Here is an 18,671-nt window from a genome sequence, read left to right as displayed (position 1 = left end):
TCATGATCCGGTGCTGCGGTAGTGCCGGATGCCGGAGCGCCAGACCAGCGCGGCGATGCCCGCCGCCGCGAGCGCGACCAGCGGTGAGACGAAGCCGGTCCAGCCGGGCAGGCCGAGCGGGTCGGCGCGGCCCAGCAGCGCCAGCGCCGGCTGATAGGACACAAAACCAAACCCCAGACCGTACGCGAAGACGGCCCGGAACCAGCCCGCATAGACCGGGACCGGGTACGCGGTGAAGTCGCGCCCGCCGTAGGTGAACGCGTTGCCGAGCTCGCCGGAGTCCACCCACCAGAACGCCAGGCTGGCGCTGAGCACGAAGATCGAACCGAAGAAGACCGCACCGGCGAACGGCACGACGACCACCAGCGCGGCCCGGGCCGGCGTCCAGTCGATGTCGTTGAACCGCAGGGCCACCACCAGCACCCCGGCGGCCAGCACGAGCCGCAGGGCCTTGCGCAGCGGCAGGTCCATCAGCACGAGCTGGGCGAGCGTTCCCAGCGGCCGGACCAGGACGGCGTCCAGCATGCCGGTCCGCACGTACGTCTTGAGCCGGTCGATGTTGCCGACCACGAAGTCGGCCAGGTTGAAGGCGCAGGAGGACAGGCTGACCATCAGCAGGGCCTCGGGCAGGGTGAAGCCGCCCAGGGTACGGGTGGTGCGGAAGATCACCAGCACGGCGATGACGTCGAGCGCCGTGGCCCCGATGTTGGTGATCATCTCCACCACGAACGACGCCCGGTACGACATCAGCGACCGCCAATGCCCGCCCAGCAGCGCGGCGTACGCCCGCAGCTCAGCCACCCTGAGCAACCAGCCGGCGCTCGGCGCGGCGCTGCACCAGCGCGCAGAGGGCCAGCAGCACCGCCGCCCAGCAGGCCTGCAGCAGGACCAGGCCGACCTGCATGGGTGGGGGATCCCGCTCGATCAGCACGTCCAACGGCGTCTGGAGGAAGCCGGGGAACGGGGTGGCCACCCACAGGGTCACCGCGAGCCAATCGGGCAGGAAACGCAGCGGAAAGTACAGCCCGGCCAGGATTCCGGCGGAGAGCGTCCATAGGATGATCGGCCCGCGCGCGTCGTGCAGCCAGTAGGCGGTGGCGTTGACCATGAACCGCACGCCCATGCTGCCGATCACCGCGAGCAGCACCGACAGCGCGAACAACGGCACGGTGAACCAGCGGCCGGGCAGGTACGGATCGAAGAAGATCAGGCCCACGACCACCGGCGGCACGAACCGGAAGAGCAGCGCGTGCAGGGCCCGGCCCAGGTCCGGGGCGAGATAGCCGATCACCGGATGCACCGGTCGCAGCAGGTCCGCGGTGACGTCGCCGCTACGGATCCGGTCGGCCAGCTCGGTCCAGCCCCAGAGCGCGACTACAGTGAGCAACCCCTGTCCGACCCAGACGAAGGTGACCAACTGCGCGGCGTCGTAGCCGGCGGGCCGGCCGCCCACCGCACCGGCCGCCACGGCGAGGAGTACGTAACAGCGGAGGAACCCAAAGACAATGTTTGTGAACGATCCGGCTATCGTCGCTTGCCGGTAGGTGATGTACCTCCGGAAACCTGACCATGCGAGAGCTGCGAATGTAGCGAGCGAGTCCCGGAACGGACGGTGTGGAGAGATCCGGGGCACCCTGGCGTCGAGCCGGTCCACGCCGTTAATCTCCTTCCACAACCCCTGCAGTGGAGCCGGGCGACTGTACCCGGTGCACCGCCCTGCCACCGAGCTATTTCCGACAAGGTGGATATTCGTCGTGACGGAGCGTAACCAGCCATCCGGCGCCCAGAGGGCTGCCCGATGAACGGTTGGAGCTCGCACTCCGGCGCGGACCGCTGGGATGACGAACCAGCCTGGGTGTACGAGATCACCTGGGAGTGGGAGCCTCAGCCGGGCCAGCGCTACCCGGGCGACCCGGGCCGCCGCCGGGCCGTGCACCACCCGGTCTACGACGCGTCCCGAGCAGCCGAGGCGGCCTCGGCATGGGACGCCGACTTCCGGCAGATCGCCCAGGCCTCCGGCCCGCCGGCGCCGTCGTCGGGCGGCCCGTCCGCGGCCCGCCCGATCTCACCGGCGGCGGGCCGCGCCACCGTCGGCCGCCCCCCGCAGCCGCCGCCGTCGTGGTCCGGCCCGGAGGAGCAGGGGTACGCCCCGCCGGGCCCCCGAACACCGTACGTAGCGGGCCCGGCCCGGGAGGAGCCGTCGCGCCAGTCCCCGCCGGCGCAACCGGGACCGGCGTGGAACAGGGCGGTGCCGTTGCCGGACCGCCTCCCGGACGCGGAGCGCCGCCACCAGCGCCCATCCGCCGAACGCCCCCAATCCGCACCGCCGCTGTACGGCGAGGCGCCACGCAGCCAGCCGACCCGGCCGGACGCCCCCGGGCGGGATCAGGGTGGGCGGCCCGGCGCTGCCCCCTACCCGGCGCCCCGGCCGGCGTCGCAGGACGCCCACTCCCCGGAGCAGCAGCGGCCGGACCCGCGGTTCCAGGACTCTCGGTATCAGACGGGTCAGCAGGCCGCGGAGAGCCGCTTCGCCGCCGGCACGCGCTTGCCGGACGGACGGTCCTACGACCCCCGGTCCGCCGGCACGCGCGCCGAGCCGGACGACCGGTCGGGGGAGGGCCGCCGCCCGTTCCCGGGCTTCGCCGCTCAGCAACCGGAGACGCAGTCCCGCCCGGAGCCCCGCACCGCGCAACGCACCGGGCCCGAGGCGCCGCAGCCGCGGTCGGGTGGCGAGCCCTACGTCCCCTACCGGATCGGACAGCCCGCGCAGCCCTCGGCTCCGGCCCGGCCCACCCCGAACCCGTCGACCAGGCCCGGGCCGGAGCCCCAGGCACCGGCACGGCCCGGGCTGGAGCAGCAGTCGGCGCGCCAGACCGGCGACGACCAGTTCTACGGCCAGCGGACGACTCCGCCGGCGCAGCAGGCGGCACGGCCGGTCAGCCGCGAGACGCCGTCGTACCAGGGGCCGGCCGCCACTACTCCGGTCGCGCCCTACCCGGCGCCGCGGCCGACCCCGCCCGACCCGACCTGGGCGCCGCCGGTCGATCCCCAGCCCGCGACGCCGCTCGGCCCCCGGTCCGCGCAGGCGGAGCCACGCGCGGTCGCGCCCCGCTCGGCGCCCCCGGCGACCCGGCGTCCGTCGCACAGCGCCGAGCCGCCGACGGATCCCCGCTTCGCGGTGCCGCTGCGCCCGGTGCCACCCACCGAGCCGCAGCAGCCGAGGTCCGCGACCGCGCCGTTCTCTGCCCCACCCGCGCCATCGGCCCCGCACACCCACGCGGCCCCGCCCGTGCACTCGGCGCCGCCCGTGCACTCGGCCCCGCCCGCGCACTCGGCCCCGCCCGCGCACTCAGCCCCACCCGTGCACTCGGCGCCGCCCGCGCACTCAGCCCCACCTGCGCACTCGACTCTGCCCGCGCACTCAGCACCGCCCGCGCACTCAGCGCCACCCGCGCAGGCGACGCCGCCGTCCACGCACTCAGCGCCGCCGTCGCAGTCTGAGCAGCCGGGTCGTTCCACGTCGTCGCCGTGGGCGCCGGCCGCATACCTCGCGCCGTCTCTGCCGCCGGTGGAAGCTCCTCCTGGTGGGCAGCAGCAAGCCCCGCCGGTTGTTCGGCCGATGTCCACCCAGCCCGCGCACTACCGGCCGGCTCCGCCGACGCATCCCTACGAGCCTCAGCCGCGCCACGCCCCCGCGCCTCCGCCGGGGCCCGCCCGGGTGCCCGACCAGGTCTCTGCTCCGCCGTCGACTCCGGCTTCGGCCCCGGCGGCAGACGAGCGACAGGCCCTGCGGCCGCCCTTCGGCATTCCCGCACGTCCCGGCGATGGAGCAGCGCAGCAGCCGGCCCCGGCCGAAGCCGCCGGCGCACCGCCGACGACCGAGCCGGTCATCGCGGACAGCCCCGTCACGCCCGAGGCGGAAACCACCGGACCGATCCGGCCCGTTCACACCACCGGACCAGACAACAGTGCTCATAGCGAGCCGGCGACCGCCGGTCGTAACGATCCTGCGACCGAAGGCCAGAGCGAACCGGCAACCGCAGATCTGAGCGAAGCGGCAACCACAGGTCGGAGCGAACCAGCAACCGCGACTTGGAGCGAAGCGGCAACCACAGGTCGGAGCGAACCAGCAACGGCTACTCGGAGCGAACCGGCGGCCGCCGGTCGGAGCGAGACGGTGGCCGCTGGCAGCGCCTCGGAGACGGAATCGGTCCGCGACGACTCCGCAGGTCCGGCCGATGCCGATGCCGTCGTCCCAACAGCGGCGGTGACCGACTCGGCGGCCGAGGAGGGAACCGGCGAGGAAGAGCCACACGGGCTCGGCTGGCTCCTGTCGATGAGCGGTCTCGGCGCGGTCACCCCGGAACCGGGACCGCCAGGACCCGATCCGACCGCCCTGATCATCGACACCTCTGCTGCGACTGCGGAGGCACCGACCAGCGACCCGGCCATCGACGCTCCGACTACCGGCACTCCGACCGACGACGCCCCGATCAGCCCCGCCCCGACCGACGGCACCTCAACCAACGAGGCCGCAACCAACGGCGCGCCAGCCAACGACGCACCGGCCAGCGGTCCCCCGAGCATCGACATGTCGACCAGCAGCATCTCGACCGGCAGCATGTCGACAAGCGAGGCCGCAACCAACAACACCACGACCAACGGCATGTCGACCGGCGGAACCACGACCAGCGGGACCACGGCCAACGGGACCACGACCAGCGGGACCACGACCAGCGCTCCGATCAGCGGGGCACCGGTCAGTGCAGCCCCGGTCAGTTCGGTCCCGGTCAGCTCGCAGCCCGTGAGCGGCGCCGCCCCGAAGCAGGACTGGTTCTCGCCCACCACCGAAACCCGCCTGGTCATTCCGAACCTCGCCCGGGAAGGCCACCCGCCGCGCGAAGAGCCGGTAGTCGTCCCGCACGTGGCCGAACCGGATTCCGACCAGGCCGAGGCTGACCTCTCCCAGGCCACGCAGGCGGTCCCCGCACGCGCGGAAAGCCTCACCGATCAAGCCAAGACCCAGGACGAAGCGGGCGAAACCACGCCAGCGACGGCGGAACCGGCCGAGACCGGGACCGCCTCCGTCGAACCCACCCTGCCCGAGCCGATCGACGCGGAAATCATCGACGCGGAACTGGTCGAGCCCGAAGACGCCACCAAGACGGAAACGCCCGCCGAAAGCCCCACGGACGTCGTCGACGCCGAAGTGCTCGACACCGCGCCGATCCACCCGGCACCAGTCGAACCACAACCAACGGAAACCGAACCGGTGGACGCGGAGCTGATCGACGCCGAGCCGACCGAATCCACACCGGCAGAAGCCCCGTCGGCGCCCACCGAGCCGATCGACGCCGAGCTGATCGAAACAACGCCAACCGCAGTGACAACGCCGACCGACGCAGGCCCGATCGACGCAAAACCGGCCGACTCAGAGCCAGCCGACACAAAGTCGGCCAACCCCGAGAACCCCACCACAACGGCTCAGCGCACCGAGGAACCAGCAGCAACCGCCGCGCCGGAACCGGTCAAGGCGGAACCGGCCAAGGAAGACGCGAAGGCGAAGGCGGCCGAGCCCGTCGAAGCCCCACACCAGACCCAACCCCAGCCAGCGCAACAGACCACCCCGAGGCAAGAGACCGCCCCTCGCCCCCGTACCGGAAATGCCGCCCTCCGGACGCCCAGCATGCAGCTGCCCACCGTCAACGTCGCCCCACCCCCGCAGCCCATCCTCGAGCCCGAGCGGCGGCGCGCCGATCCCGAGCAGATTCTGGCCACGTACCCCTGGAAGGTCGATCCGGTCACCCTGCGGGAGACCGCCGACGACCCGGAGCCGCTCCTGGCCGTCCGGGACCGGCTGACCGACAAGCTGGAGTACGCCGAGCGCGACGCCATCCGGGCCCGGCTGCTGAGCCTGCGCGCCGTCGTCTCGCGGGTGCTCGGTGATCTCGGCCGCGCCCTCGCCGACGCCCGGGACGCCCTGCGGCACGCCGAGGCCGCCGGTGACCTGCGGCAGATCGTGCTCGTTCAGGCCCGGCTCGCCCATGTGCAGCAGTGGCGCGGGGATTTCGCCGAGGCCGATCGGCTGTTCGAGGAGATCAATTCCGTCGAGTTGCCCGACCGGCTGCGGGCCGAGTTGCATGTTCATGCCGGTTTGTCGGGTTACGAGCAGGGTCGTTATCTCGAGGCCTGCAATCATTTCGAGGCCGCGCTGGAGCTGCGGCGGGTCGAGGATCCCGGACTGGTCGCCCGGACCGAGACCGCGCTCGACGCCGTCATGGCCCGGGTCCGGGAGGCCGGCTGGGGGCCCTATCCGCGCTCCCGCGAGGAGATTCTGCAGCGGAGCCGGCCGCCGCACCCCGCCCTGGACTACGACTCCGGCTGGCAGGGGTACGCCGACAGCGACGGCGAGGTCGTCATCCCCGAGCGGTACGCCGAGGTCCAGCCGTTCCACGAGGGCGTGGCCTGGGTACGCCGGCCCGGCACCGCCGCCTGGGAGCTGATCGACGAGACCGGCGGGCTGGTCATCGACCCGTCCAGCGGTTATGTGCAGGTCGGCCGGTTCTCCGGCGGGCTGGCCTGGGTGTCCCGGGAGCCGGCCGGTGGCTGGTTCGCCGTCGACTGGCACAACCGGGTCATCGTGCCCGGGGGGTTCGAGGACGTCCGGCCGTTCCGGCACGGGCTGGCCGTGGTGCGGCGGGGCGGGTGGGGTGCCATCGACCGGCACGGCCGGGTCGCGGTGCAGTTCCGGTATCAGCGGTTCGCCACCGAGTTGACCGCCGGTGGCCCGGTGGCGGGTTTCACCGCCGACGGGCTGGCCGTGATCGACGCCGGTGACCGGCTCGGCGTGGTGAACCGTGGCGGGCAGTTGCTGGTGGCTCCCGTGCACTCCCGGCTGCTGATCCATCCGCTGGCGTTCCTGGTCGGAGACCGCGACGGGCACTGGGGTGCGCTGGACCGCAACGGCGATCCGATCGTCGAGGTGACCCGGGAGCGGCCCGGCGATGTGGTGGACGAGATAGAACGGCTGCTCTCCGGGACCCGGACGGTTCTGTAAGGGGCCGGTAGGGTCCCAGGCATGGAGTTCCGTCATCTCGGCCGTTCCGGCCTGCTGATCAGTGAAATCGCGTACGGCAACTGGATCACCCACGGCTCCCAGGTCGAGGAGGAAGCCGCCGCCGCGTGCGTGCGGGCCGCCCTCGATGTGGGCATCACCACGTTCGACACCGCCGACGTGTACGCCGGCACCCGCGCGGAGGAGGTCCTGGGCCGCGCGCTCAAGGGCGAGCGCCGCGAGGGCTTGGAGATCTTCACCAAGGTCTACTGGCCGACCGGGCCGGGGCCGAACGACCGCAGCCTGTCCCGCAAGCACATCATGGAGTCGATCAACGGCTCGCTGCGCCGCCTGCAGGTGGACTACGTCGACCTGTACCAGGCGCACCGCTTCGACTACACCACGCCGCTCGAGGAGACGATGCAGGCGTTCGCCGACATCGTGCGTTCCGGCAAGGCCCTCTACATCGGGGTGTCGGAGTGGTCGGCCTCCGAGATCCGGGCGGGCTGGGAGCTGGCCCAGGATCTGAAGATCCAGTTCGTCTCGAACCAGCCGCAGTATTCCGCGCTGTGGCGGGTCATCGAGGCCGAGGTGGTGCCGACCTCGATCGAGCTCGGCGTCGGCCAGGTGGTCTGGTCGCCGATCGCCCAGGGCGTGCTCACCGGCAAGTACGAGCCGGGCAAGCAGCCGCCGTCGGGTTCGCGGGCCACCGACGACAAGTCGGGCGCCGACTTCATCTCGCGCTGGCTCAGCGACGAGGTGCTGACCGCGGTGCAGCAGCTCAAGCCGCTCGCCGAGCAGGCCGGCCTGTCGCTGGCGCAGCTCGCGGTGGCCTGGGTGCTGCAGAACGACAATGTCTCGGCGGCGATCATCGGCGCTTCCCGGCCGGAGCAGGTGCGTGACAACGCCAAGGCGTCCGGGGTCAAGCTGGAGAGCGACCTGATGAAGGCGATCGACGAGGTGCTCTCGCCGGTCACCGAGCGGGACCCGGCGAAGACGGTCAGCCCGGCGAAGCGTCCCTGATCTCGTGCCCCGGCGCCCCGACATCGGGGCGCCGGGCCAGGGGGTGCTTCGCGGGTCATGACGGCCTGCGCCGGGCCCAGCTTCCGCCTCGCGGCGCGGGCCATGACCCGCGAAGCAACCCCTAGAGCGACTGCCAGAAGCGCATGTAGGCGAGCCCGATCTCACCCATGCTGTCGGGCACGCCGATCAGCCCGCTGAGCCAGCTCACCAGCGTGAAGAACCACACGTTGATCTTCGACTGCCAGAGCAGCACGAACAGCAGGATGAAGCCGTACGGGGCGAACAGGTTGTAGGCGCGCTGGTAGGGCGCGCTGAGCCAGGGCTGGACGATGTTGCCGCCGTCCAGTCCGGGCACCGGCAGCAGGTTGAGCAGGCTCGCCGTGACCTGCAGGAACGCCAGCGCGGCCAGCGCCACCCAGAACGCGCCGTGGCTGCCGCCGACGGTGAAGCCGCCGGAGCCGTCGCTGTAGAGCACGACGTCGCTGCCCGCACCGAACGCGAACGGCACGGCCAGGATCAGCGCGAACACCACATTGGTCGCCGGGCCGGCCGCGCTGATCAGTGATTCCCTGGCCTTGCTGCGGATGTGCGCGTGGTCCACCCACACCGCGCCGCCGGGCAGGCCGATGCCACCGAGCACCACCGCGACCAGCGGCAGCACGATGGACAGGATCGGGTGGGTGTATTTCAGCGGGTTCAGCCGCAGGTAGCCGCGGTCGGCCACGCCCCGGTCGCCGGAGAAGTACGCGACGATCGCGTGGGCGTACTCGTGCAGGCAGAGCGAGAGCACCCAGCCGGACACGATCAGCAGGAAGACATCGACCCGCACGTTGCCGTAGCCGATCCACGCCATCCAGCCCGAGACGACCGTGACCGCCAGGATCCCGACGAAGACCGGACTGGGCACGAAGGCGCTCTTCGGAGCGCCCCGGGAGACCTGGTAGCTCACTCTGCCGGCAGCAGACTCATCTGGTAGTCCACCCGGTCGTCCTCGACCAGGGTGACCTGGGTGACCCCGGCGGCGGCCAGCTCACGCCACGCCTGGCCGATCCACGACTCGGCGTCGGCCTGGCTGCTGAACGTCTCGGCCGGGCCGGCCACCGGCTGCCCGTCGACGCCCTCGTACCGCCAACTCCACGGCATCCCGCCGCCTCCTCAGGTGTCGATCTGTGGTCCTGATACCACCCTACGGTGTGATCGCAGGTGCGCCCGGCACGCCCGGGCCCATCGGGGCCGGGTCGCCCCGCGTGATCGCGGCGGGCGGCTCTAAAGTACGGGCATGTCTGCTGACGGGTGGAGTTCGGTCCTGGTGCTCGGCGGGATCCGGTCCGGCAAGTCCGCGTTCGCCGAGACGCTGGTCGCCGGTGCCGCGTCGGTCCGCTATGTCGCCACGGCCGTCGGCGGCGAGGACGACCCGGAGTGGCGGGCCCGGATCGAGACCCATCAGCGGCGCCGCCCGCAGTCCTGGACCACAGAGGAGACCGGCGCTGACCCGGCGCGGCTGACCGCGGTGCTCGCCGAGGCGAAGCCCGACGACACGCTGCTCGTGGACGACCTGGGCGGCTGGGTCGCCGCGCTGCTCGACCCCGCCCAGCAGCCGAACGACGACCCGGCCACCGTGACGGCGCTGGCGGCGGCGGTGCGCGCGTGCGCCGCGCGGGTGGTGCTGGTCAGCCCCGAGGTGGGCCTGTCGCTGGTGCCCACCACGCCGGTCGGCCGGGCCTTCGCCGACGCGCTGGGCACCGCCAACCAGGCGCTGGCCGGCGCGTGCGACCGGGTGGCGTTCGTGGTCGCCGGCCGCCCGACCTGGCTGAAGACCGGCCCCGACGCGCCGGCGATCGGCACCGAGCCGCAGGCGGAAAACGACGCGGCACCGCTGACGGTCGACGCGGCGGCCATGCACGACGCGATGACCGCGCACACTCCGGCCACCGGCACGCCGGTGCTGCCCCAACCCGAAGCGCAGACCCAGGCCCCAACGCAGACCCAGCCGCCGAGTGCCGAGGATGTCGTCGCCGCGCACCGGGCCCGGACGGCGAACGCCGCCACCGACGCCCTGCACGCCCCGACCATGGTGCTGCCGCTGGTCGCCACCGGCACGATCATCGAGGCGGGCATGGACCTGCCGCTGCCGGACAGCGACGCCGGTCCGGACGCCCGCGACCGGCTCGCCGGGGTCGACCTGCCCGGTGGCGGCCTCGGCGCGCTGCTGGAGGCCGTCGAGTTCGCGGCCGCGACCCAGGGCACCGCGACGCCACGGGCCTGGGGCCCGGTCCGCGTCCTGCTGATCGACGGCCGGCACGGCGGCGGCGCGGCGGCCGGCGCCGACGTGACCGACGCCGCCCGCCGGGCAGACGAGGCCGAGGCCGGCGAGGGTGCGCTGGCCCGGCTCGCGGCCACCGCGGAGGCCGACATCGTGGTGGTGCGCACCCCCGCCTCGGGGGCCATGGAGGACGGCCCGGTGCTGGATGCCGAGGCGGTCGACGCGGCGCTGCTGCAGGGCTGGAAGCTGGCCGACGCGGCCGCCGAGGCCGGCCGGGACGTGCTCGTCCTGGGTTCCTGCGGGGTGGGCACGGAAGCCGCGGCGGCCGCCGTGCTGGCCGCGACCACGGGCGCCGAGCCGGTGGCGGTCCTGCCCCGGGTGCTGGTGCCCGGCGGCTTCTACGACGACGCGGCGTGGATGGTCCGGTGCGCGGCCGTCCGCGACGCGATGCACCGCATCCGGCAGGAGTCGCGCGGCGCCAAGGACATCCTGGCCCAGCTCGGCGGCGCCGACCTGGCCGTCGCCACGGGCGCGCTGCTCGGCGCGGCGGCCCGGCGGATGCCGGTGCTGCTGGACGGGCCGCTGGGCATCGCGGCGGGGCTGGTGGCCCGCGACCTGGCCAGCCAGTCCCGGCACTGGTGCCTGCTGCCCGACGCGGGCACCCAGGCGCTGGTTCGGCAGGGCGCCGACGTGCTCGGGTTGACCCCGGTCGTGCAGCTGGGCATGGATCTCGGCGAGGGGGCGAACGCGCTGGCCGTGCTGCCGCTGCTGCGCTCGGCGATCGCCCTGGCCGGCGCGCTGCCGGTGCACCCGGCGCTGCTCGCCGGGCACGACGCCGCGGGCCCGGCCGAGCTTCCCGGGGACGAGCCTGATCCCGCCGGCAGCGACGAGGAGCAGGACTTCACCGAGCCGGAGCCAGCCGGCCCCGGCCCGGCCAGTGTCTGACGAGACCCCGCCGGCCGGTGGGCGGCCGCCGGTGCTCGACGGCCTCCGGCTGGCGCTGACCACCCTCACGGTGCTGCCGATCCGGACCGGCCGCGTCGACCGGCGCAGCGCCGCCGTCGCGATGACCGTCGCGCCGCTGGTCGGCGCCCTGCTGGGCGCGGCCCTGGCCGCGCTGTTCGTGCTGCTGGGCCAGGGCCCGGTCGCCGCCACGGTGACCGTCGCGGCGGGCGCTCTGCTCACCCGCGGCCTGCACCTGGACGGCCTCGCGGACACGGTCGACGCGCTGGGCTCCTACCGCGTCGGCGCCGCGGCCCTGGAGATCATGAAGAAGTCCGACATCGGCCCGTTCGGTGTCGCGGCCATCGCGCTGGCCCTGCTGATCCAGGCCGCCGCCCTGACCGAGGTGGGTCCGTGGGCGATCATCGCGGCGTGCGCCGCCGGGCGCCTCGGGGTCACCCTGTGCTGCCGCCGCGGCGTGCCGGCCGCGCGGCCCGAGGGCCTGGGTGCGCTGGTCGCGTCGACCGTGCCCACGCCGGTGGTCGTCGCGGCCGCGGCCGTCGTCGCGGCCGGGGCGGTGTGGGCGGTGCCCGGCCGGCCGTGGCAGGGCCCGGCCGCCGTCGTCGCCGCACTGCTGGTCGTGGCCCTGCTGCTGCGCCATGCGGTACGCCGGTTCGGCGGCATCACCGGTGACGTGCTCGGCGCGGCCGTGGAACTGACCACCACCGTCACCTTGATCGGGCTGGCCCTGGGCTGAGGGCCGGCACCACGTCCCGGTTCAGCGCACCGACGGCTGCACGAACGGCGGCTTCACGATCCGTGCCTCCGTCCGGCGCCCCCGGATGTCGATCTCGACCAGGTCGCCCTCGGCGAGCCCGGCGGCGGTGTCCAGCAGGGCCAGCGCGATGCCGATCTTCTTCGTCGGGGAGAAGGTGCCGCTGGTGACCTCGCCGACGAGCGTGTCGCCCGCGTACACGTGCATGTGACCCCGCGGGATGCCGCGACCGGTCAGCTCCAGCCCGCGCAGCAGCCGGCGCGGGCCGGCCGCCTTCTCGGCGAGCAGCGCGTCGCGGCCCCAGAACGCCGGCTTGGACCAGCCGACCGCCCAGCCGGAGCGGGCCTGCACCGGGGTGATCTCCAGCGAGAGCTCCTGGCCGTGCAGCGGATAGCCCATCTCGGTGCGCAGCGTGTCGCGGGCGCCGAGCCCGCACGGGCGGACGCCGGCGGTGACCAGCGCGTCCCAGACGGTGACCGCGTCGTCCCAGGGCACGACCAGTTCGTAACCTTGCTCGCCGGTGTAGCCGGTGCGGCAGACGATCAGGTCGACGCCGTCGATCTTCGCCGGGTTGAACGACATGTAGTCGTGGCCGGTGGGCAGCCCCAGCCGGGTGACCGTCTCGGCGGACTGCGGGCCCTGGACGGCCAGGATCGCGTAGCGGCGGTGCTCGCCGGTGACCGTGATGCCCTCGGGCGCCGCGGCGGCGAGCCGCCGCACCACCTCGGCGGTGTTGGCGGCGTTCGGGATGAGGAAGACCTCGTCCGGCCCGATCAGGTACGCGATCAGGTCGTCGACCACGCCACCGGAGGCGTCGTCGCAGCAGAGGGTGTACTGCGCCTTGCCGGGGCCGATACGGCCCAGGTCGTTGCTGAGGCAGGAGTTCACGAAGTCCGCCGCGCCGGGGCCGGTGACGCGGGCCTTGCCGAGGTGCGACACGTCGAAAACGCCGACGGCCTCGCGGACGGCGGCGTGTTCACGCAGGACGCCGCCGCCGGCATACTCCAGCGGCATCTCCCAGCCGCCGAAGGCGGCGAACTTGGCACCCAGCGCGACGTGGCGCTCGTGCAGAGGCGAACGGAGCGGGGTTGCGGCCTCGGTCGACATGAGTGGCAACTTACCCGTGACCTCGTGTGTGGTTAGCATCGGCGGGACACCATCACCGTCCGGCGCGACCCGCGCCGGGGTGACCACACCGTCGGAGCGGCCCACGAGGGGGCTCCGGCCCCTCATCGTCGCGGAGAGCCCGAGTGACCCACCCCGCCCCCTCCCTCACCCTGGTCGACAACGACCCCGCCGAACTGGCCGTCGATGCGATCGTCATCGGGCTGCACAGTCAGCCCGACGAGGGTGGCGCGCTGCTGCCGGCCGCCGGCGCGGAGAGCATCGCCGCCGCGTTCGACGGGAAGCTGACGTCGACCCTCGCCCTGCTGGGCGCCACCGGCGCCCCCGGCGAGGTGACCAAGCTGGCCACCCTGGGCACCATCGCCGCGCCGCTGGTCGTCGCCGTCGGCCTCGGCGACGAGCCGTCCGGTTCCGCGCCCGCCACCGAGACGCTGCGGCGGGGCACGGGGGCCGCGGTCCGCGCGCTCGCCGGCAGCGAGACCGTCGCTCTGGCGCTGCCGGTGCCCGACGACACCGACGCACCCGGTGTGCTGCGGGCCATCCTCGAGGGCGCACTGCTCGGCTCGTACCGGTTCGCCGGCTACAAGACCAAGCCGCAGCCGTCCCGCCGCGACCCCGTGCGAGCCCTGCAGGTCACCGTGCCCGACGCGGCCGACTCGGCCGCGCGGGCCGAGGTGACCCGCGCGGAGGTGGTCGCCAAGGTCGTGCGGCTCACCCGCGACTGGGTCAACACCGCCCCGAACGACCTGCGCCCGCCGCAGTTCGCCGATGCCGTGGTCGCCGCCGCGGACGGCACCGGCCTCGAGGTCGAGGTGCTCGACTTCGACGCGCTCAAGGCGGGTGGCTACGGCGGCATCGTCGCGGTCGGCCAGGGCTCCGAGGCGCCGCCGCGGCTGGTCAAGCTCACCTACACCCCGCAGGGCGTGGCCAACCCGAAGCGGGTCGCCCTGGTCGGCAAGGGCATCACCTTCGACACCGGCGGCATCAGCATCAAGCCGACCGCGGGCATGTGGGAGATGAAGTCGGACATGGCGGGCGCCGCCGCCGTCGGCGCGGCCCTGCTGGCCGTCGCCGCGCTCAAGCCGGCGGTCGCGGTCACCGGCTATCTGGCCATGGCGGAGAACATGCCCTCCGGTGCGGCGTACCGGCCGGGCGATGTCATCACGATGTTCAGCGGCAAGCGGGTCGAGGTGCTCAACACCGACGCCGAGGGCCGGATGGTGCTCGCCGACGCGATCGCCCGGGCCTGCGCCGACGGCACCGACTACGTCTTCGAGACCTCCACGCTGACCGGCGGTCAGGTGGTGGCGCTGGGCAAGCGGATCGCCGGCGTGATGGGCAGCCCGGCGACCTGCGAGCGGGTCAAGGTGGCCGGCGACGCGGTCGGCGAGCCGGCCTGGCCGATGCCGCTGCCCGACGACGTGCGCAAGGGCATGGATTCGGAGATCGCCGACATCAGCCAGGTCAACGCGAGCATGGACCGCGCCGGGCACATGCTGCAGGGCGGCGTCTTCCTGCGTGAGTTCGTGGCCGAGGGCGTCGAGTGGGCGCACATCGACATCGCCGGGCCGTCCTACCACACGGGCGAGCCGAACGGCTACTGGACCAAGGGTGGCACCGGCGTGCCGGTGCGCACGCTGCTGGCGCTGATCGACGACGTCGCCGCCAACGGCTAGCGCGGAGCCGCTGCCCGGCCCGCTAGGAGGCCGGGCGGCGCTTCTGCCGCTCGTTGTAGTCGCGCATCCGCTGCGGGTAGCCCATCAGCCGGATGTCGTAGATCGGCATCGCGAGCTGGTGCGCGAAGCGCCGGGCGCCCTCCGGGGAGTCGACCCGCCGCCGGGTCCACTCGCCGTCGTGTGCCACGAGCAACAGCGTGGTCTCGGTCACCGTCGTTTTCGGCTCGATGAAACCCTCGACACCCCGGCGCGAGCGGAAGAACTCCGCGAGGTGCTCGAAATCGGCGCGATCGGCCGTCCGGCCGCTCCCACGGGACGGCTCCCTGCGCCGGCGGAACCAGGCCACGCCGCACTCCTCACGTTTGACTGCGGTCAGGGTACGTCCTCGACCGGTGTTCTCGGGCACCTGGCTACATCGATCGGTGCGGCAAGTGACAAGATGGCCAGGACAGCTGTGACCGTTTCCACCATGTGACCCATGTGGCAACGACGCTTTCTGGGAGTAGACGTGAGCCAGCCGGGTGGAACCTTCGACATCGTGATCCTCGGCGCCGGCAGCGGCGGCTATGCCGCGGCCCTGCGCGCGGCCGAGCTCAACCTGTCGGTGGCCCTGATCGACAAGGCCGAGCTGGGCGGCACCTGCCTGCACCGCGGCTGCATCCCGACCAAGGCGCTGCTGCACGCGGCCGAGCTGGCCGACCAGACCCGCGAGAGCGAGCAGTTCGGCATCAAGGCCGACCTGATCGGCATCGACATGGCGGGCGTGAACGCCTACAAGGACGGCGTCGTCGGCCGGCTCTACAAGGGCCTGCAGGGCCTGCTCAAGCAGCCGAACATCACCGTGGTGCAGGGCGCCGGCAAGCTGGTCGCCCCGGACACGGTCGAGGTGGCGGGCCGGCGCTACACCGGCCGCAACGTCATCCTGGCCACCGGCTCCTATTCCCGCTCGCTGCCCGGCCTCGAGATCGACGGCAAGCGGGTGCTGGCCAGCGAGCACGCCCTCAAGCTCGACCGGGTGCCCAGCTCCGCGATCGTGCTCGGCGGCGGCGTCATCGGCGTCGAGTTCGCCAGCGTGTGGAAGTCCTTCGGCGCCGACGTGACCATCCTGGAGGCGCTGCCCCGGCTGGTCGCCGCCGAGGACGAGGAGATCTCCAAGGCCGTCGAGCGGGCCTTCCGCAAGCGGAAGATCAACTTCAAGGTCGGCAAGCCGTTCGAGAAGGTCGAATACACCGAGGGCGGCGTCAAGGCTTACCTCGCCGGCGGCGAGACGGTGGAGGCCGAGATCCTGCTGGTCGCGGTCGGCCGCGGCCCGACGACCCAGGACCTGGGGTACGAGCAGCAGGGCATCACGCTCGACCGGGGCTTCGTGATCACCAACGAGCGGATGCACACCGGCGTCGGCAACATCTACGCGGTCGGCGACATCGTGCCCGGCCTGCAGCTCGCGCACCGCGGTTTCCAGCAGGGCATCTTCGTCGCCGAGGAGATCGCGGGCCGAAACCCGGCGGTCATCGACGAGAACGGCATCCCCCGGGTCACCTACTCCGACCCCGAGGTCGCCTCGGTCGGCCTCACCGAGGCCAAGGCCAAGGAGCAGTACGGCGCCGACAAGATCTCGACGTACAACTACAACCTCGGCGGCAACGGCAAGAGCCAGATCCTCAAGACGCAGGGCTTCGTGAAGCTGGTCCGGGTCAACGACGGCCCGGTCGTCGGCGTGCACATGGTCGGCGCCCGGATGGGCGAGCTCGTCGGGGAGGCGCAGCTGATCTACAACTGGGAGGCCTTCCCAGAGGAGGTCGCCCAGCTGGTGCACGCCCACCCCACGCAGAACGAGGCGCTCGGCGAGGCGTTCCTGGCGCTGGCCGGCAAGCCCCTGCACGCACACGCCTGATTTTCGATCCCCGTTCGCAAGCGGTTAAGGAGTTCTGAGAGATGCCGGTATCGGTCACCATGCCGCGGCTGGGTGAGAGCGTCACCGAGGGCACCGTCACGCGCTGGCTCAAGCAGGAGGGCGAACGGGTCGAGGCCGACGAGCCGCTGCTCGAGGTCTCCACCGACAAGGTCGACACGGAGATCCCGTCGCCCGCCGCCGGTGTGCTCACGCGCATCGTCGTCGGCGAGGACGAGACGGCGGACGTCGGCAGCGAGCTCGCGGTCATCGCGGGCGACGGCGAGGACGCGGGCTCGGCTGCCCCCGCCCCGGCCGCCCCTGCCGCCCAGGAGCCCGCTCCCGCCGAGGAGGCCGAGCCCGAGCCCGCCGCGTTGGACACCCCGTCGACCGAGAAGCCGGTCGAGGAGGAGGCTCCCGCCCCGCAGGCCGCCGCGCCCACCGGCGGCGAGGGCACGGCCGTGAAGATGCCCGCCCTGGGCGAGAGCGTCACCGAGGGCACGGTCACCCGCTGGCTCAAGCAGGTCGGCGACACCATCGAGGTCGACGAGCCGCTGCTCGAGGTCTCCACCGACAAGGTCGACACGGAGATCCCGTCGCCGGTCGCCGGCACGGTCCTGGAGATCAAGGTCCCCGAGGACGAGACCGCCGACGTCGGCGCCGAACTGGCCATCATCGGCACCCCGGGCGGCGCGCCCGCCGCGGCGCCCGCACCGTCCGCCCCGGCCCCGCAGGCCGAGGCCCCCAAGGCTGAGGCGCCCAAGGCCGAGGCCCCGAAGGCTGAGGCGCCGAAGGCCGAGGCACCCAAGGCCGAGGCACCCAAGCCCGCGCCGCAGCAGCAGCCCGCGCCGCTGGTCGAGTCGAAGCCCGCCCCGGAGCCGGCCCCGGCCGCGCCCGCTCAGGCCGCCGCCCCGGCCGCCGAGACGGTCAAGGCCAACGGCGCCGGTGACGCCGGTTACGTGACCCCGCTGGTCCGCAAGCTCGCCGCCGAGAAGGGTGTCGACCTCGCGTCGATCACCGGCACCGGCGTCGGCGGCCGGATCCGCAAGCAGGACGTCATCGAGGCGGCCGACAAGGCCGCTGCCGCTGAGTCCGCCGCCAAGGTCGAGGCCGTAAAGCCCGCTCCCGCGGCCGCCGCGCCGAAGGCGGCGCCCAGCCCGCTGCGTGGCCGCACCGAGAAGCTGACCCGGATGCGCGCGACCATCGCCCGCCGCATGGTCGAGTCGCTGCAGACCTCGGCGCAGCTCACCACGGTGGTCGAGGTCGACCTCACCAAGGTCGCCAACCTGCGGGCCAAGGCCAAGGCCGACTTCCTGGTCAAGAACGGCGTGAAGCTGACCTACCTGCCGTTCCTGGCCCTGGCCGCGGTCGAGGCCCTGCGGATGCACCCGGTGGTCAACTCGTCCATCGACCAGGAGGCCGGCACGGTCACCTACCACGACGGCGAGCACCTCGGCATCGCGGTGGACACCCAGAAGGGCCTGATCGTCCCGGTCATCCGCGACGCCGGCGACCTCAACCTGGCCGGCCTGGCCAAGCGGATCGCCGACGTGGCCGAGCGCACCCGGAACAACAAGATCAGCCCGGACGAGATCTCCGGCGGCACCTTCACGCTGACCAACACGGGCAGCCGCGGTGCGCTCTTCGACACACCGATCATCAACCAGCCGCAGGTCGGCATCCTCGGCACCGGCGCGGTGGTCAAGCGCGCCGTGGTCGTCGACGACCCGAACCTGGGCGAGCTGATCGTGCCGCGCTCGATGATCTACCTGGCGCTCAGCTACGACCACCGGATCGTGGACGGCGCGGACGCCGCCCGCTTCCTGGTGACGGTGAAGGAGCGCCTGGAGGCAGGCCAGTTCGAGGGAGACCTCGGCCTGTCGTCATGACCTGCGATCCGCGACGAATGTGAGGAAGGGGCG

At 73.0% G+C, this 18,671-nt stretch carries 14 protein-coding genes; 7 read left to right on the top strand and 7 right to left on the bottom strand.

What is annotated here, in order from left to right; all coding sequences use genetic code 11:
• The 3 genes from DMB66_RS28365 to DMB66_RS28355 all read right to left on the bottom strand — a co-directional run bounded on the left by DMB66_RS28365 (nucleotide 1) and on the right by DMB66_RS28355 (nucleotide 3,273).
• Nucleotides 1–801: an ABC transporter permease gene (locus tag DMB66_RS28365; protein ID WP_125807172.1), complete on the bottom strand. Its 801-nt coding sequence runs from the start codon at nucleotides 799–801 to the stop codon at nucleotides 1–3.
• Complete coding sequence (locus DMB66_RS28360) at nucleotides 794–1,468, bottom strand: ABC-2 family transporter protein (protein WP_233624888.1); 675 nt, start codon at nucleotides 1,466–1,468, stop codon at nucleotides 794–796. Before DMB66_RS28360 ends, DMB66_RS28365 begins: the two co-directional genes overlap by 8 nt.
• 1,523 nt (nucleotides 1,469–2,991) lie before the next feature.
• Nucleotides 2,992–3,273 (bottom strand): hypothetical protein, encoded by a 282-nt coding sequence (locus tag DMB66_RS28355; protein ID WP_125807170.1) that lies wholly within the window; start codon nucleotides 3,271–3,273, stop codon nucleotides 2,992–2,994.
• Between the two features lie 904 nt (nucleotides 3,274–4,177).
• Between DMB66_RS28355 and DMB66_RS61445 the strand changes: the two genes are divergently transcribed.
• Together DMB66_RS61445 and DMB66_RS28340 are read left to right on the top strand one after the other, a co-directional pair.
• Nucleotides 4,178–7,057: a WG repeat-containing protein gene (locus DMB66_RS61445; protein ID WP_233624887.1), complete on the top strand. Its 2,880-nt coding sequence runs from the start codon at nucleotides 4,178–4,180 to the stop codon at nucleotides 7,055–7,057.
• 21 nt (nucleotides 7,058–7,078) lie between these two features.
• Nucleotides 7,079–8,077, top strand: a complete 999-nt coding sequence (locus tag DMB66_RS28340; protein ID WP_125807167.1) for an aldo/keto reductase family protein — start codon at nucleotides 7,079–7,081, stop codon at nucleotides 8,075–8,077.
• Between the two features lie 121 nt (nucleotides 8,078–8,198).
• Here DMB66_RS28340 and DMB66_RS28335 read toward each other — a convergent pair whose 3' ends face one another.
• Both DMB66_RS28335 and DMB66_RS28330 read right to left on the bottom strand, forming a co-directional pair.
• Nucleotides 8,199–9,026 (bottom strand): site-2 protease family protein, encoded by an 828-nt coding sequence (locus DMB66_RS28335; protein WP_125807166.1) that lies wholly within the window; start codon nucleotides 9,024–9,026, stop codon nucleotides 8,199–8,201.
• The gene (locus DMB66_RS28330) at nucleotides 9,023–9,220 is read right to left on the bottom strand and encodes a hypothetical protein (RefSeq protein ID WP_125807165.1); all 198 of its coding nucleotides are present in this window, start codon (nucleotides 9,218–9,220) and stop codon (nucleotides 9,023–9,025) included. Before DMB66_RS28330 ends, DMB66_RS28335 begins: the two co-directional genes overlap by 4 nt.
• A gap of 136 nt (nucleotides 9,221–9,356) precedes the next feature.
• Between DMB66_RS28330 and DMB66_RS28325 the strand changes: the two genes are divergently transcribed.
• The gene (locus DMB66_RS28325; protein WP_125807164.1) at nucleotides 9,357–11,285 is read left to right on the top strand and encodes a bifunctional adenosylcobinamide kinase/adenosylcobinamide-phosphate guanylyltransferase; all 1,929 of its coding nucleotides are present in this window, start codon (nucleotides 9,357–9,359) and stop codon (nucleotides 11,283–11,285) included.
• The gene (cobS, locus tag DMB66_RS28320; protein ID WP_233624886.1) at nucleotides 11,278–12,039 is read left to right on the top strand and encodes an adenosylcobinamide-GDP ribazoletransferase; all 762 of its coding nucleotides are present in this window, start codon (nucleotides 11,278–11,280) and stop codon (nucleotides 12,037–12,039) included. Before DMB66_RS28325 ends, cobS begins: the two co-directional genes overlap by 8 nt.
• A gap of 21 nt (nucleotides 12,040–12,060) precedes the next feature.
• On the opposite strand, the gene gcvT is transcribed toward cobS, so the two are convergent.
• Complete coding sequence (gcvT, locus tag DMB66_RS28315) at nucleotides 12,061–13,164, bottom strand: glycine cleavage system aminomethyltransferase GcvT (RefSeq protein WP_233624885.1); 1,104 nt, start codon at nucleotides 13,162–13,164, stop codon at nucleotides 12,061–12,063.
• A 143-nt stretch (nucleotides 13,165–13,307) separates the two neighbouring features.
• On the opposite strand from gcvT, the gene DMB66_RS28310 reads away from it, so the two are divergent.
• Complete coding sequence (locus tag DMB66_RS28310; RefSeq protein ID WP_125807162.1) at nucleotides 13,308–14,858, top strand: leucyl aminopeptidase; 1,551 nt, start codon at nucleotides 13,308–13,310, stop codon at nucleotides 14,856–14,858.
• Nucleotides 14,859–14,880: 22 nt separating this feature from the next.
• Here DMB66_RS28310 and DMB66_RS28305 read toward each other — a convergent pair whose 3' ends face one another.
• Nucleotides 14,881–15,264, bottom strand: a complete 384-nt coding sequence (locus tag DMB66_RS28305) for a hypothetical protein (RefSeq protein ID WP_370319351.1) — start codon at nucleotides 15,262–15,264, stop codon at nucleotides 14,881–14,883.
• A 72-nt stretch (nucleotides 15,265–15,336) separates the two neighbouring features.
• Here DMB66_RS28305 and lpdA point away from each other — a divergent pair, with 72 nt between their 5' ends.
• Complete coding sequence (gene lpdA / locus DMB66_RS28300; protein ID WP_199752664.1) at nucleotides 15,337–16,752, top strand: dihydrolipoyl dehydrogenase; 1,416 nt, start codon at nucleotides 15,337–15,339, stop codon at nucleotides 16,750–16,752.
• Nucleotides 16,753–16,793: 41 nt separating this feature from the next.
• Entirely contained in the window at nucleotides 16,794–18,638 is a 1,845-nt protein-coding gene (gene sucB / locus DMB66_RS28295; RefSeq protein ID WP_125807159.1) for a 2-oxoglutarate dehydrogenase, E2 component, dihydrolipoamide succinyltransferase, read from the top strand.
• The last annotated feature ends 33 nt before the right edge of the window (nucleotides 18,639–18,671 follow it).

This window comes from Actinoplanes sp. ATCC 53533 (genome assembly GCF_003947245.1).
The sequence above is the reverse complement of the archived record's forward strand: the minus strand, read 5'-3'. Positions and strand labels throughout refer to the sequence as shown.